At 41.8% G+C, this 15,696-nt stretch carries 10 protein-coding genes; 9 read left to right on the top strand and 1 reads right to left on the bottom strand.

The annotated features are described in order from the left end of the window. The first annotated feature begins 12 nt into the window (after nucleotides 1-12). The 7 genes from NXV01_RS22510 (at nucleotide 13) to NXV01_RS22480 (ending at nucleotide 11,696) form a co-directional block, all read left to right on the top strand. Nucleotides 13-2,235: an endo-1,4-beta-xylanase gene (locus NXV01_RS22510; RefSeq protein WP_195649532.1), complete on the top strand. Its 2,223-nt coding sequence runs from the start codon at nucleotides 13-15 to the stop codon at nucleotides 2,233-2,235. Nucleotides 2,236-2,567: 332 nt separating this feature from the next. Further along, on the top strand, nucleotides 2,568-4,220 hold the full coding sequence (locus tag NXV01_RS22505; RefSeq protein ID WP_195649531.1) for a sialate O-acetylesterase: 1,653 nt from the start codon (nucleotides 2,568-2,570) through the stop codon (nucleotides 4,218-4,220). 22 nt (nucleotides 4,221-4,242) lie between these two features. Then, entirely contained in the window at nucleotides 4,243-5,658 is a 1,416-nt protein-coding gene (locus NXV01_RS22500; protein ID WP_122137759.1) for an MFS transporter, read from the top strand. Between the two features lie 39 nt (nucleotides 5,659-5,697). Then, entirely contained in the window at nucleotides 5,698-6,828 is a 1,131-nt protein-coding gene (locus NXV01_RS22495; RefSeq protein ID WP_258981387.1) for an endo-1,4-beta-xylanase, read from the top strand. 27 nt (nucleotides 6,829-6,855) lie between these two features. Further along, nucleotides 6,856-7,833, top strand: coding sequence for a glycoside hydrolase family 43 protein (locus tag NXV01_RS22490; protein WP_195649529.1), 978 nt, complete (start codon nucleotides 6,856-6,858; stop codon nucleotides 7,831-7,833). Between the two features lie 165 nt (nucleotides 7,834-7,998). Continuing rightward, complete coding sequence (locus NXV01_RS22485; protein ID WP_259023257.1) at nucleotides 7,999-10,134, top strand: alpha-glucuronidase family glycosyl hydrolase; 2,136 nt, start codon at nucleotides 7,999-8,001, stop codon at nucleotides 10,132-10,134. A 107-nt stretch (nucleotides 10,135-10,241) separates the two neighbouring features. Further along, complete coding sequence (locus tag NXV01_RS22480; protein WP_148364713.1) at nucleotides 10,242-11,696, top strand: ATP-binding cassette domain-containing protein; 1,455 nt, start codon at nucleotides 10,242-10,244, stop codon at nucleotides 11,694-11,696. Between the two features lie 40 nt (nucleotides 11,697-11,736). Here the strand turns inward: NXV01_RS22480 and NXV01_RS22475 are convergent, their stop codons facing one another. Next, nucleotides 11,737-13,557: a PAS domain-containing protein gene (locus NXV01_RS22475; protein WP_195649526.1), complete on the bottom strand. Its 1,821-nt coding sequence runs from the start codon at nucleotides 13,555-13,557 to the stop codon at nucleotides 11,737-11,739. Nucleotides 13,558-14,048: 491 nt separating this feature from the next. Between NXV01_RS22475 and NXV01_RS22470 the strand changes: the two genes are divergently transcribed. After that, on the top strand, nucleotides 14,049-14,552 hold the full coding sequence (locus tag NXV01_RS22470; protein WP_148364714.1) for an RNA polymerase sigma factor: 504 nt from the start codon (nucleotides 14,049-14,051) through the stop codon (nucleotides 14,550-14,552). 65 nt (nucleotides 14,553-14,617) lie between these two features. Next, nucleotides 14,618-15,685 (top strand): FecR family protein, encoded by a 1,068-nt coding sequence (locus tag NXV01_RS22465; RefSeq protein WP_195649524.1) that lies wholly within the window; start codon nucleotides 14,618-14,620, stop codon nucleotides 15,683-15,685. The last annotated feature ends 11 nt before the right edge of the window (nucleotides 15,686-15,696 follow it).

Genomic DNA, 15,696 nt, shown 5'->3' with positions numbered 1-15,696 from the left:
ATTGAAAAGATTATGAAATACAGAAATATGCTTCCGTTTGTTGCCTTGTCGGTGCTGATATTGACATCGTGTGACGATAATAAGATGGAGTGGTATAAAGACCCTACACATGGAGCGGTTACTTCTTCCGAGCTGCCTTTACAGTTGGCTGAAAAGATTTCCCGTTACAAGCCGTTGAAAGAATATTTATCCGATCCCAACTTTAAGTTGGGTATCGGAGTGGGGATGGATGAATATCTTGGTGACGAGACAACGAATACCATTGTGAATGAGAATTTTAATGATCTGACGATAGGATATGCCATGAAGCACGGTCCTATGGTCGATTCTAAAGGGAATTTGAAATTTGATAAGGTCGATCAGTTGTTTACAAAGACCACAGAAGCGGGTATCAGCATTTATGGGCACTGTCTGATTTGGCACACTAATCAGAATGCGAGTTATCTGAATAGTCTGATTGCACCGGAAGTTATTCCGGGACCGGCGGGCAGTAATTTGTTGGATCTCTCGGGCATTGAAGATGGAACCTTTGATGGCTGGGATCGTAAAAATGGAAGTGATGCGATGTCCATTGTGGAAGGAGAAGGGTTGACAGCTACTTCCAAAGCATTGAAATTTGCAGTAGGATCTTCTGTAACGGCATCTCATTCTGTGCAATTATATACTCCTGGCATTTCAGCAGTAAGTGGGCATAATTATGAAATTTCATTTTTTGTCCGTTCGGATGAACCAGGCAAAGCCCGACTGACTTTTGTTGGATTAGAGAATAATTATCCATATAAAGACTGGTATGCTACAGGTGGCAGTTGGACGGAAGCTTTTGAGACAACGTCTCAATGGCAGCAGGTGAAGATCACAGTGAATGATTTTGTTAGTACTACATTTCAGATTGCATTTGAATTTGGTTATTTGCCGGATGTGACTTATTATGTAGATAATATTGTTGTGACAGACAAAGATGCGGAGCCTACTGTGGTTAATCTGATTTCTAACGGAGATTTTGAAAGTAAGGCTATTACTCCTTGGGGAGCTTGGAGTAGTGGAAAGGCCGCGATTTCGGAAGAAGGTGAAGGATATGGAAGTTCATATTCGATGAAGCTGACTAGTTCTGTTGACGGAGGGGCGGGCAATGCATATAAGGCACAGGCCGGATATGGCTTTGATACTCCTTTGGAAGTCGGCAAGACCTATGAGTTCTTTGCTATGATTAAAGCAAGTGTCTCAACTACTTTCCAAATTCAAATTCAGAACTCAACGAGTTATGCAGGTGAATGCTATGTAGATGGAAATGTGAGCACGACTTGGACAGAATTTAAGAAAGAGTTTACAGTGTCTAAAGAGGATATGAATCGATTCTGTATCAATTTCGGAGTTAGTGCGGGTGATTATTATATAGATAATATCGTATTGTCGGAGAAAGTGGTGGAGACACGTGCTGTCACTCGTGCTTCCGGTCCTACTATCATTGAGAAGACCGACGAAGAAAAAGCCGAGATTATCAGAGATGCTATGGAAGACTGGATTTCAAAGATGGTTACCCATTGCAAACCTTATGTTCATGCATGGGACGTAGTCAATGAACCGATGGATGATGCAAAAACATCAGACATTAAGACTGGTAAAGGCAAAACTGATCTGGCTTCTGATGAATTCTACTGGCAAGATTATTTCCTGACTCCGAAAGACTATGCAGTAGAAGCTTTCAAACTTGCCCGTCAGTATGGAAATCCGGATGACAAACTATTCATCAATGATTATAATCTGGAATATAACCTCAATAAGTGTGATGGTCTGATTAAATATGTGGAATACATCGAAAGCAAAGGGGCCACAGTGGATGGTATCGGTACACAAATGCATATTGCTATTGATTCCAATAAAGACAATATTGCTCAAATGTTCCAGAAACTGGGTGCTACCGGCAAGTTGATTAAAGTATCCGAGTTGGATATTAAGGTTAACACCTCGTCGCCTACTACTGAAAATCTGGCACAACAGGCAGAAATGTATCAGTATGTCATTGATATGTACAAGAAGTATATTCCGGTGGATAAACAATATGGTATTACCATCTGGGGAGTATCGGACAATGAAAAAGAACATGTGAATTGGATACCGAATGACGCTCCGAACCTTTGGGATGCTAATTATGCACGTAAACATGCTTATAAGGGAGTGGCCGATGGTTTGGCTGGTAAAGATGTCAGCGGAGACTTTACCGGAGATTTGGAATAAATGATTTTATAACGATTAAAGAAGGGGAGAGTGAGGGTTACAGTAGTTGTTATTATCTTGGAGTGGATCGAATGAATAACAATAACTACTGTAATCCGCTCGTTCTAAAACTTTCCCTTTCCTCTTGTTTATCGGTGGTTTCAGCTTGAATGTAACATTGCAACAAGTTTTTGTAACATACGTAAACGATGATGTAACAAGCGAGTAATGATTTGAATCAGAATTTCTGGGTAAGTGGGAAGAAACTTCCTAAGTTTGCAAAGTGGAATCCCGATGGATTTCTTCTCTTGCTAAATTATCATGAAATAAAGACATATAAAAGAAAAGACAGAATGAATAAGTATTGGTTTTATAAGGTAGGGTTAGTAGTTGTGTTCCTTTGCTTCGCCTTGTTGGGCGGAGCAAAGGTTAAACTTCCGACTCTTGTTTCCGACGGAATGGTACTTCAGCGTGGGGAACCTGTCAATATCTGGGGAACGGCTGATCCTGATGAAACCGTTGATATAACTTTCCTGAAAAAGAAATATAAGACTGTTGCCGATGCACACGGTAACTGGAAAGTGACTTTGCCTGTATTGAAAGCTGGCGGACCTTATACTATGACCATTAATGATATCGAATTAAAGGATGTTCTTATTGGTGATGTTTGGGTATGTTCGGGACAGTCGAATATGGAATTGCCTGTTTCGCGGGTTACAGATCGTTTTCGCGATGAAATATCTACGGACAGCAACTATCCGATGGTGCACTATATAAAAACACCTCTGCTTTATAATTTTCATGCTCCGCAGACAGACATTCCGGGAATTTCCTGGCAAGCGATGACTCCTGAAAATGTGATGCCTTTCTCTGCTTTGGTCTATTTCTTCGCTAAAGAGATCTATCAAAAGACTAAAGTTCCGGTAGGAATCATAAATTCCAGTGTCGGAGGTTCACCGATAGAAGCGTGGATCAGTGAGGAAGGTTTGAAGCCTTTTCCATTTTATTTGAATGAAAAGCGTATCTATGAGTCAGACGATTTGATGGAGTCGATGAAAAAAGAGGAGAGGAAGAAAAGTCATGCCTGGAATGTGGCGTTGTTTCAGGGAGATAAAGGGATGCATGAGGCTACCCCTTGGTATGCTGCCGATTATGATGATAGCAATTGGAAAGAAACAGATTTGTTTGCTTCCAGCTGGGCAACAAACGGACTAAATACCATCAATGGTTCCCACTGGTTTCGTAAAGACTTTCAGGTGTCTGCACAACAGGCGGGAGAGAAAGCGACTCTTCGCTTGGGATGCATTGTGGATGCGGATTCTGTTTATGTAAATGGCACATTTGTGGGGACTGTCTCTTATCAGTATCCTCCCCGTATCTATACCATTCCTGCCGGATTGCTGAAAGCCGGAAAAAATACAATAACCATACGCCTTTTCAGTTATGGCGGTCGTCCTCAATTTGTAAAGGAGAAGCCTTATAAAATTCTTTTCGGAAAAGGTCAGCCGGAAAAAGGAGAATCGGAGATCAATCTGGAGGGGAGTTGGAAATATCATCTCGGTGCTCCTATGCCCGCTGCTCCGGGACAAACGGCTTTTCATTATAAACCCACAGGACTGTATAATGCCATGATTGCTCCTTTGCTGAACTATACGGTATCTGGTGTTATCTGGTATCAGGGAGAATCGAATGTCTCACGCAGAAATGAGTATAAAGACTTGTTGACGGCTATGATTAGCGATTGGAGACAACGATGGAATAAGTCGGATATGCCTTTCTATATCATTGAGCTGGCGGATTTCCTTTCACCCACAGATAAAGGAGGACGCACTGCCTGGGCGGAATTCCGGAAAGCGCAGACGGAAGTAGCCGATACAAATAAAAATGTTACTCTGATTAAAAATAGTGATTTAGGAGAATGGAATGATATTCATCCATTGGATAAAAAGACGCTAGGGCAACGAGTGGCAGCAGCTATCTTGATAGAAATGAATACGAAAAACTGAAAATGACCAATTTATCTATTTTATGGAGAATACAATAAAGACCAATGAAGCGAAAGGTTTCTATAAACTCTCTTGGCTTCAACGTATAGGATTCGGTTCCGGTGATTTGGCGCAAAACCTTATTTACCAGACCGTATGTATGTATCTGCTGATTTTTTATACCAATGTATATGGACTTAAACCGGAGGTGGCAGCCGTGATGTTTCTTATTGTCAGGATAGTGGATGTGCTTTGGGATCCTCTGGTAGGTGCTTTTGTCGATAAGCACAATCCTAAACTAGGCAAATACCGTTCATACCTTATTTGGGGAGGAATTCCGCTGACAGGTTTTGCTATTCTTTGTTTTTGGAATGGTTTTTCGGGCTCACTATTCTATGCCTATTTCACTTACGTTGGATTATCCATGTGTTATACATTGATTAATGTGCCTTATGGAGCACTGAATGCGTCACTTACCCGCGATACGAATGAAATCACGGTGTTGACGTCAGTGCGTATGTTTCTTGCCAATTTGGGCGGTTTGGCCGTGGCATACGGTATTCCGATACTGGTGAAGGTGTTGTCTCCCGATGGTAAAATCAATACTACTGCATCTGCTAACGCATGGTTTATTACGATGACTATTTATGCTGTTATCGGATTGGCGTTATTGGTGTTCTGCTTTAGCCAGACGAAGGAGCGTGTGGTTATGGATCAGGAGGAGACATCTAAAGTAAAAGTGTCCGACTTGTGGGTAGAATTTTGTAGAAATAAACCTTTGCGTATTTTGGCGTTCTTTTTCATTACTGCTTTTGCAATGATGGCGATTGGTAATTCTGCCGGTTCATATTATATGATTTATAATGTACGTGCACCGGAGATGTTACCCTATTTCATGGCCTTGGGCTCGATACCCGCATTCATTTTCATGCCGATGGTACCTGCCATTAAACGTGCCATTGGAAAAAAGCAAATGTTTTATGTATTCCTTTCAGTCGCTATATTGGGTATGGCATTGCTGTATATTATTTCTGTGGTTCCGGTACTCAAAACGCAGATATGGTTGGTCTTTGTGGCGCAGTTCATAAAATCGACGGGAGTCATTATTGCGACAGGGTATATGTGGGCTTTGGTTCCCGAAGTAATTTCGTATGGCGAATATACTCATGGTAAACGTATTTCGGGTATAGTCAATGCTTTGACTGGTATTTTCTATAAAGCGGGAATGGCTCTTGGAGGAGTTGTACCGGGACTTGTTATGGCTTTTGTCGGGTTCGACCAGACAAATGAAGTGTCACAATCGCCTTTTGCCGAACAGGGAATACTGTGGCTCGTAGCCGTTATTCCGGCGTTGTTGCTTTTGGTCGCTATGTTCATTATTTCTAAATATGAATTGGAAGATAATGTGATTGACAATATAAATGAGGAGATAGAATCGCGCTGTAAAAAAGGCGAATAGATAAGATAGTAGAATGTTTATTACTCAAAAATATAACGTATGAAACTCAAACGAATAATTCTGTTGTTATTGACAGTGATGTTTTCTTTTTCTTATGGAGAAGTTTTTGCGAAAGATGGAAATTCGCTGAAAAAGGCTTTGAAAAACAAGTTTTTGATTGGCGTGTCAGTGAACACACATCAAAGTTCCGGTAAGGATGTCGCAGCTGTTGAAGTTGTAAAGAAGAATTTTAATTCCATCGTGGCGGAAAACTGCATGAAGTCTTCTGTCATTCATCCGAAAGAAAATAAGTATAATTTTGCGCAGGCAGATGAATTTGTCAGTTTTGGTGAGAGCAATCAAATGGCTATCATTGGTCACTGCCTGATTTGGCATTCACAATTGGCTCCTTGGTTTTGCGTAGATAAGGACGGGAACAATGTTTCTCCGGAAGTCCTGAAGAAGCGGATGAAAGATCATATCATGACTATCGTGAAACGCTATAAAGGCCGCATCAAAGGCTGGGATGTAGTAAATGAAGCGATTGAAGATAATGGAGCATATCGCAAGACAAAGTTTTATGAGATTCTGGGGGAAGAATATATTCCATTGGCTTTCCAGTATGCACACGAGGCCGATCCGGATGCCGAACTTTACTACAATGACTACTCAATGGCCCAACCGGGCAGAAGAGAAGCTGTCGTGAAGATGGTGAACGATTTGAAAAAACGTGGAATCCGTATTGATGCCATAGGTATGCAAGGACACATTGGCATGGACTACCCGAAAATCAGTGAATTTGAGAAGAGTATGCTGGCCTTTGCCGGAACAGGAGTGAAGATAATGATAACAGAACTGGATTTGACGGTGATACCATCACCGAATCCCAATGTAGGTGCAGAAGTTTCCGCTTCCTTTGAATATAAAAAAGAGATGAATCCTTATCCGGATGGATTGCCGGAAGAGGTATCGAAAGCATGGACTGAAAGAATGAATGACTTTTTCCGTCTGTTCCTGAAACATCATAACCTCATCACCAGGGTTACTCTTTGGGGAGTAGCCGATCAGAACTCTTGGCGTAATGACTGGCCGATGAGAGGCCGCACGGATTATCCGTTACTTTTTGATCGTAATTATCAACCGAAGCCGGTAGTCGACCTGATTATCAAAGAGGCTGAAAAAACAAAATAAGTTTCTAACAGAAAAAACAGAAATAGTATGAAAACAGAAAAAAGATATTTAGTTCCCGGTGATTATATGGCTGATCCTGCCGTACATGTATTTGATGGCAAACTGTATATTTATCCCTCTCATGATTGGGAAAGTGGTATTGCCGAGAATGATAATGGCGATCATTTCAATATGAAAGATTATCACGTGTATTCTATGGATGATGTGATGAACGGTGAAATAAAAGATCATGGAGTGGTGCTTTCCACAGAGGATATTCCTTGGGCGGGCCGTCAACTTTGGGATTGTGATGTGGTTTGTAAAGATGGTAAGTATTATATGTATTTTCCATTGAAAGATCAGAATGATATATTTCGTATCGGGGTAGCTGTGAGTGATAAACCTTATGGTCCTTTTATACCGGAAGCTAATCCGATGAAGGGAAGTTACAGCATCGATCCGGCTGTATGGGATGACGGAGATGGTAACTATTATATGTATTTCGGTGGATTGTGGGGTGGACAACTTCAACGTTACCGTAATAATAAAGCCTTGGAATCTGCTATTTTGCCGGAAGGAGAGGAGGAAGCAATCCCGTCGCGTGTCGCTCGTTTGAGTGAAGATATGATGGAGTTTGCCGAAGAACCCCGTGCAGTGGTAATTCTGGATGAAGACGGTAAGCCATTGACAGCAGGGGATACGGAACGCCGTTTCTTCGAAGCTTCGTGGATGCATAAATATAATGGTAAATACTATTTTTCCTATTCTACAGGAGACACTCATTTGCTCTGCTATGCAACAAGTGATAACCCTTATGGTCCGTTTACTTATCAGGGAGTCATTCTGACTCCGGTGGTAGGATGGACTACTCACCATGCTATTGTAGAGTTTAAAGGTAAGTGGTATCTGTTTCATCACGATTGTGTGCCATCAGAGGGAAAGACTTGGCTCCGTAGCCTAAAAGTCTGTGAACTTCAGTATGATGCAGACGGGCGAATCATTACTATCGAGGGAAAAGATGAATAATAGGATACATTAAAACAACCGCCTCTATTTGAAAAACATACCTACTTTTACCAGAATATTAGGTAATAGGGATTTTTCAGGTAGAGGCGGTTATTATTAACTATGAATGCTTAATTTACTTATGCTATCATACTGTAAATTAATTGTGATAACATACTTTGTACTATGAGAAATATATTTGCATTGACATTCACTTTGTTTTTTTGCTTTTCTTCTATTTGGGCAGAAGATGGAAGTGCCTTGTGGCTTCGTTATGCATCGGGAGCGAAAGCGGAAATTACCAGCAAGAAACAATCACCTACATTACGTATTGCGGTTTCCGAATTACAGAACTTCTGGCAGGGAGGAATCCCGGTTACTTTGGAGGTCCGGAACAATAAAGAACTTCGTGCACTTGGAAATGAGGGATATACGATTCAGACCTCCAAAGGTGGCAGTCAAATAACGATAGCTTCTTCCGGTGAACAAGGAGTACTTTATGGAACGTATCATTTACTCCGTCTGCAAGCTACCGGACAACTACCGGAATCAGCTTTGCAATCCCTCGATATCTCCGAACGACCTGATTATCGAATTCGTATCCTGAATCATTGGGATAACTTGGATGGTACAATCGAACGCGGATATGCCGGACATTCACTTTGGAAATGGGACGAACTTCCGTCTGTTGTCTCTCCCCGTTATGAAGTCTACGCTCGTGCCAATGCTTCTATCGGCATTAATGCCACTGTAATAAACAATGTCAATGCAAGTCCTAAGATACTATCTAATGATTATTTGCAGAAAGTCAAAGTCTTGGCCGACGTTTTCCGCCCTTATGGCTTGAAAATATATCTTTCTATCAATTTCTCTTCTCCCGCAGCTTTAGGTGGTTTGTCCACTTCCGATCCGTTGAATAAAGAAGTGATAAACTGGTGGAAGCAGAAAGCCAAAGAGATTTATTCTCTGATTCCCGATTTCGGAGGTTTTCTGGTGAAAGCGAATTCCGAAGGGCAGCCCGGTCCATGTGATTACGGACGCACTCATGCCGAAGGAGCCAATATGCTTGCCGATGTGTTGAGGCCCTATCATGGCATTGTGATGTGGCGTGCTTTCGTTTATTCTCCTACCGACAGCGACCGTGCTAAACAAGCCTATCTTGAATTTGAACCTTTGGATGGAAAGTTCCGGGATAATGTTATTGTGCAGATCAAAAACGGACCGATAGATTTCCAGCCCCGTGAACCATTCAGCCCGCTGTTCGGAGCCATGAAAAAGACGGCAGTTATGCCCGAATTTCAAATCACACAAGAGTATCTTGGTTTTTCCAATCATCTTGCATTCCTTGCTCCTATGTGGAAAGAGTGTTTAGACAGTGATACTTATCTACAAGGCAAAGGCTCTACTATTGCCCGTGTGACAGATGGTTCTTTATTCTCTCATCCGCTCACGGCTATTTCCGGAGTGGCAAACATCGGTGATGATACTAATTGGTGTGGACATCCTTTTGCTCAAGCCAACTGGTATGCTTTCGGACGATTGGCATGGAAACATTCGCTCTCTTCCGAACAGATAGGAGAAGAATGGTTGAAACAAACTTTTCTTCCCGTTACCGGTGTGCAAACCAGTACTCCGGCAGGAGAAGGCATTCAAAAAGAGCAAATCGACGCTCAACTCTCCTTTCTCAACTCCCAAGTGCTTCAGAAATCGAGAGAAGCAGTAGTAGACTACATGATGCCTCTCGGCTTGCATCATATCTTTGCATGGGGACATCATTACGGACCGGAACCCTGGTGTGATATTCCCGATGCCCGCCCGGATTGGCTACCTCCTTATTACCACCGTGCCGACAACATGGGAATAGGTTTCGACCGCAGCAGTACAGGAAGTAATGCTACCGGACAATACCATTCTCCATTATGCGAGCAACTGGACAATGTGAATACTTGTCCGGAGAACCTACTCCTTTGGTTTCACCATGTCCCTTGGAATCATCAGATGAAGAGCGGACGTACACTTTGGGCAGAACTGTGCTACGCGTATGATCGTGGTGTAAACGAAGTGAGGAACTTTCAAAAAGTGTGGGACAGGATGGAACCGTATATTGATTCCGAACGTTTTCGTGATGTACAACACCGCCTGAAGATTCAGGCACGGGATGCTGTCTGGTGGCGGGATGCTTGTTTGCTTTACTTTCAGCAATTCAGCAGACAACCGATACCTTACGAATTGGAACGTCCCATACACGAGTTGAAAGATATGATGGAATACAAATTGGATATTACCAATTTTGAATGTCCACCTTATGGGTTTAGTAAGTAAATAAAGATATTCCCTATACGGAACGAATAAGAATATGTTTGCAATCTGGCGTCTTTTATGATAAAATTGTTACCTTTGCGGGCAATAATAAAACAGAATAAAAGAATATGAACCAAAATACATTCTGCATGGCGGGGGGCGTAGCACGCAACCCGCTTGTGCGTTTAGCCAAACCCATCACGGCAACTATCGGAGCGAATGAGCACATAGCCATTGTAGGTCCCAATGGTGGTGGTAAAAGTCTTTTTATAGATACCCTGATCGGAAAATATCCATTGCGTGATGGAACCGTGCAATATGATTTTTCCCCCTCTGCCACCCAGACTCTTTATGATAATGTGAAATACATTGCTTTCCGCGATACTTATGGAGCTGCCGATGCCAATTACTACTATCAGCAGCGTTGGAATGCTCACGATCAGGATGAGGCTCCCGATGTTCGTGAGATGTTGGGAGAAATCAAGGACGAGCAACTGCAATGCGAACTGTTTGAACTCTTCCGTATCGAACCGTTGCTCGACAAGAAAATCATTCTCCTTTCCAGCGGTGAATTACGTAAATTCCAGCTAACCAAAACCCTGTTGACTGCTCCCCGCGTGTTGATTATGGATAATCCGTTTATCGGACTGGATGCTCCTACGCGTGAACTGTTATTCTCTTTGCTCGAACGTCTGACGAAAATGTCGTCCGTACAAATTATTCTGGTGCTTTCCATGCTCGATGATATACCGTCATTCATTACTCATGTCATTCCTGTGGACAAAATGGAGGTCTTTCCTAAAATGGAACGTGAAGCCTATCTCGAAGCTTTCCGTAGTAGAGATGTGGTTACCTCTTTTGATGATTTGCAGCAACGGATTATAGATTTGCCATCTGATGGCAACAATTACGATTCGGAGGAAGTAGTGAAACTGAATAAGGTCAGTATCCGTTATGGCGACCGAACTATTCTGAAAGAACTGGACTGGACAGTCCGTCGTGGTGAGAAGTGGGCGTTGAGTGGTGAGAACGGTGCCGGGAAATCGACTCTGTTGAGCCTTGTCTGTGCAGACAATCCGCAATCGTATGCCTGTGACATCAGTCTCTTCGGACGGAAAAGAGGGACGGGAGAAAGTATTTGGGAAATCAAGAAACATATCGGTTACGTAAGTCCGGAGATGCACCGTGCTTATCTTAAAAATCTGCCCGCTATTGAGATTGTAGCCAGTGGTTTGCATGACAGTATCGGTCTGTATAAACGTCCTCAACCGGAACAGATGGCTATCTGTGAGTGGTGGATGGATATATTCGGCATTGCAAATTTGAAAGATAAACCATTCCTGCAACTATCCAGTGGAGAACAACGTTTGGCCTTGCTGGCAAGAGCTTTCGTCAAAGACCCGGAACTGCTGATTCTGGATGAACCGCTTCATGGCTTGGATACCTATAATCGTCGCCGGGTAAAGAAAGTGATCGAGGCTTTCTGCCGACGCAAAGATAAGACGATGATTATGGTGACACATTATGAATCGGAACTTCCCAACACTATAACAGACCGTATTTTCTTAAAGAGAAACCGGTAAACATTATTTTCTGATATTTATTTTTCTTTGAAATCAGGTTTTAGTTGAGCGGATGCGTAAACCAGAAACAGGACCCTTCTCCCGGTTTCGATTCCACTCCGATTTTGCCACCCAGCTGTGTGACGATACTCTGACAGATGGAAAGTCCCAATCCTGTGCCGGCAATGAAATTATTCAATTTCACGAATCGGGTGAAGATAGCTTCCTGTTTTTCCGGTTCGATGCCCATTCCCGTATCCTGAACCGAGAATCTGACTTCATTTCCGTTGATTTGGTAATCAATGACAATACTACCCTTGGAAGTAAATTTCAGAGCATTCGTTATAAAGTTCAGCAATACCTGATACAACCTGTTTTTGTCGCTGGTAAAAGTAAGTTCGGGAAGTTCCGGTGCTAAAAGAATCTCTACTTGTTCAGTAGCCTTTACCTGCATAGCCTGTAGCAGTTCGTTGCAAAGTTGTTGTGCATCCACTTGTTCCGGGATAATGTCGAAAGTCCCGGCCTCGATCTTTGACAAGTCAAGAATATCCGAGATCAGTTGTAACAAGAGTTTGTTATTCTCTTCAATAATTGTTATATACAGATGTTTTTCTTCTGCATCCTCCGCTTCCTCAAGCAGACTGGAAAAGCCTACTATCGCATTGAGTGGAGTACGTATCTCATGACTCATATTCGCAAGAAAAGCAGATTTTAGCCGGTCGGCTTCTTCAGCTTTCTCTTTGGCGCCAATCAGCATCCGCTCTGTCTCTTTCAGTTCGGTAATATCAAAGTTAATACACAGCATTTCGATGATATTATCCTGCGGCTGATAATTCCTGACTAATACGTTAACCCGTGTCCAAGTGTAATTTCCATCTGCTCTGCGGATGCGGACATCGCGGGATAGCTTGGAACTTTCTCCTTTTATCACTTTATCCAGGAAGTCGATCATCACAGCCCGATCTTCCGGATGGAAATGGGAATGAATACCGATGATTTCCGGCAATGGGGTACCCTCTTCTTCACCTACATTCATGTACCAGCTTCTCAAAGCATACCCGTCCCGACTCAAAGCATCGAAGTGTGCGTAACCTACTTTTGCATAATCTCCCACCAGATCGAAAAAACTCTCGAATTCCTGAATCTTATTATAGGCAATTGTATCTTCGGTCTTGTCTACATTTATTAAGAGGTAGTTGATAGGTGCGTGGTTGTGATCGTATAGAGTGGTGACTTTCGTTGTTAAGTCAATGAAACCGGTTGTACTGTCAGGCTGATAATATTTGTTGATTTTGGAAAAGTCATACCGGAATGTAAAATCTGCGTTCTCATTGTCTCTAATCTTTTGTTTTATTTCCTCCGGCAATATAGGATTCTCGAAAATGTTGACTCCCAGAATATCTTCTTTATTGGAAATACGGAACATTTCCATATCTTTTTTATTCAGGTCGACCATTTGACCGTCCTTATCATATAATTCGATGCCGACCGGAAGATTCTTATAAATATTATGCAGGATCCGCTCGCTATTTTGTAGAGCCTGATGTGCAGAGGCTATATGAATTCCCTCTTGTGTTTCGGCAATTCCATATACTTTGGTGTTACCGTTTTCGTCTGTTTCCTGAAAGCATGCCTTGCTGCGAATCCATACATGGCCTTTGGGAGTATCAAACAAGTATATTTCTTCTACAGTCTGTTGCAATTTGTCAAAAGACGGAAAAGTGGCGTATCCCTGGTCTTCTTTTAGAATACGCTTGTTGAAATCTTCGAAACTGATGAGCCCGTCTTCTCCTATTCCGAGTAGTTGGGAGATAAGTTCCGAACACTTGTAAGTCTTTGCTTTTAAGTCAGCTTCCCACCATCCTATATTCGCTTTGTTCATAAGCTTTTGTAGGAATTCACTTTCGTTTTGTTCGTTTATTTTCAAGATATGTCTGTATTATCAGGAGTTAGACAATAATTTGCTCGTAAAAATAATCATTTTTGTTGAATTCCACCTTAAAAAAGTAAAAGATAGTATGATTGTATCATAAGGAAAGTCTGTACTACAAAGAAAACGGGCATATATGAACAGAATATCAATAAATTATCTTCGTGTAAAAAAAATAATCGAAGCATTCTGTAAGCGTAAAGATAAAGCGAAGATTAAATCAACATCCAGATGAATGGGAACGGTCGGATATAGTTGTGAATCGTATCTTTCTGGGGAGAAACAAGGTGTCAAAATATTAAGAGCCAGACGATGGGAATAGAATATGTCTATAACAACAAATGCATTTATATGAATTATAATCTTTTTTAATAAATAGAATGTTTTTTGCTCTAATTGGTTATCTTTGCGCTCTATAAAATGCAAAAAGTAACTGGAAATACATGAATGATAGTCAAAATGCTATAACTGTTATATACAGGGAACATTGGCAAAAACTCTATATTCATGCATATAATCTGCTGAATGATGAGGAAAGTGCAAAAGATGTGGTGAACGATGTCTTTTGTTCGGTGCTTGAGAGCAGCGAACGGTTGACAACGGAAGAGGATCTGCTGCCGTTATTCTTCGTCATGGTGCGAAATCGTTGTATTGACCAAATACGTCATCAGAACGTGGTGTATAAAAATGCGGAAAGGTATCTGGAAGAACTTTACAGTGGCTGGACTGTGAAAGAATACCGTGAGTATGAAGATAAGATAAACCGGATGCAGGAGAGTATTCGCCAGATGGCTCCACAAATGCGAACCGTAGTGGAAGAGTTTTTCTTAAATGAAAAAAAATGTGCGGAAATCAGTGAAAAGTTACGTATTAGTGATAATACCGTTAGAACGCACATTGCCAGAGCTTTAAAGATACTCCGAAAACAATTAACCATCTTTTTTTAAAAAAATCCTATCGGGGTGTCATCAGTTTCAGTAACCTCTACGTGTTTAATGAAACTATTGACACTATGATAGACCATTCAGATAAAAATTTAGATTATGCACTTCGTGCCATACAACATCCACAATTAAGGGAAACTGATGAATTCCTTCAGTGGATAAATATACCTGATAATAAAGAACTTTTCTTGGAATTAATGGCTTGTAAGGAAGCTGTGATACGTGAGAATCTGCAACGGAAACGCAAGTACAGAAAGAAAATGCGTATCTTGGCAATTGCTTCTTCTGCTGCAGCTGTCTTGATACTGGCTTTTCTGATTCCTTCTTTGCTTCCTTCCACTTCTTTACCTGCAGAACAGCCGATACGTTTTTTTGCTGCGAACAACAATGATGAACATGTGGTCCTACAAATGGATGGTCGTAGTGAACAGCAGTTATTGACAGACAGTGTGATGGATGTGAAAGACTGGAAAACTGTCTCGGCAGACACTGTATGCTGTCAGACTTTGACTACACCACGTGGAAAAGATTTTCTGCTGGTACTGGCTGATGGGACTAAGGTATGGCTCAATGCTGAAAGTCGTTTGCGCTACCCTGTGGCATTTAATGGAAAAGAACGACGTGTGGAACTAGAAGGGGAGGCTTGCTTTGAAGTGGCAAAAGATGCCGAACATCCGTTTATTGTATGTGCTAATGGCATGAATACCATGGTGCTGGGAACTAAATTCAACGTGCGTTCCTATAGTGTTGAAGATCGTCATGTAACTTTGGTGAATGGTAAGGTGCAGGTCACAAACACAGCTAACAATAAGTCGGTAACATTACGTCCGGGACAGGATTTGACCTATACGGAAACCGGAGAGGAAAAAGTATCAGAAGTGAATATCGCTACATATACAGCCTGGACAGAGGGAATGTTCTACTTTGAGGATGTGCCGTTGGAAGAAATCATGGGTGCTTTGGGAAGATGGTATAATGTGAATATCGATTTTGAGCGGTGCGAACTGTACCATATCAGATTGAACTTCTGGGCTAATAAAAATACCCATTTGGATGAAGCATTGGAACTGCTGAATAAGTTGGAGAAAGTGCAGGTGGACTATCAGGACGGGACCATTACAATCAAGCAGATTTAACTATACAAATA

It is taken from the genome of Bacteroides sp. BFG-606 (assembly GCF_024788145.1).
Taxonomy (GTDB): domain Bacteria; phylum Bacteroidota; class Bacteroidia; order Bacteroidales; family Bacteroidaceae; genus Bacteroides; species Bacteroides vicugnae.
Note: the sequence above shows the minus strand (reverse complement) of the source record. Positions and strands in the feature narration are given on the sequence as shown.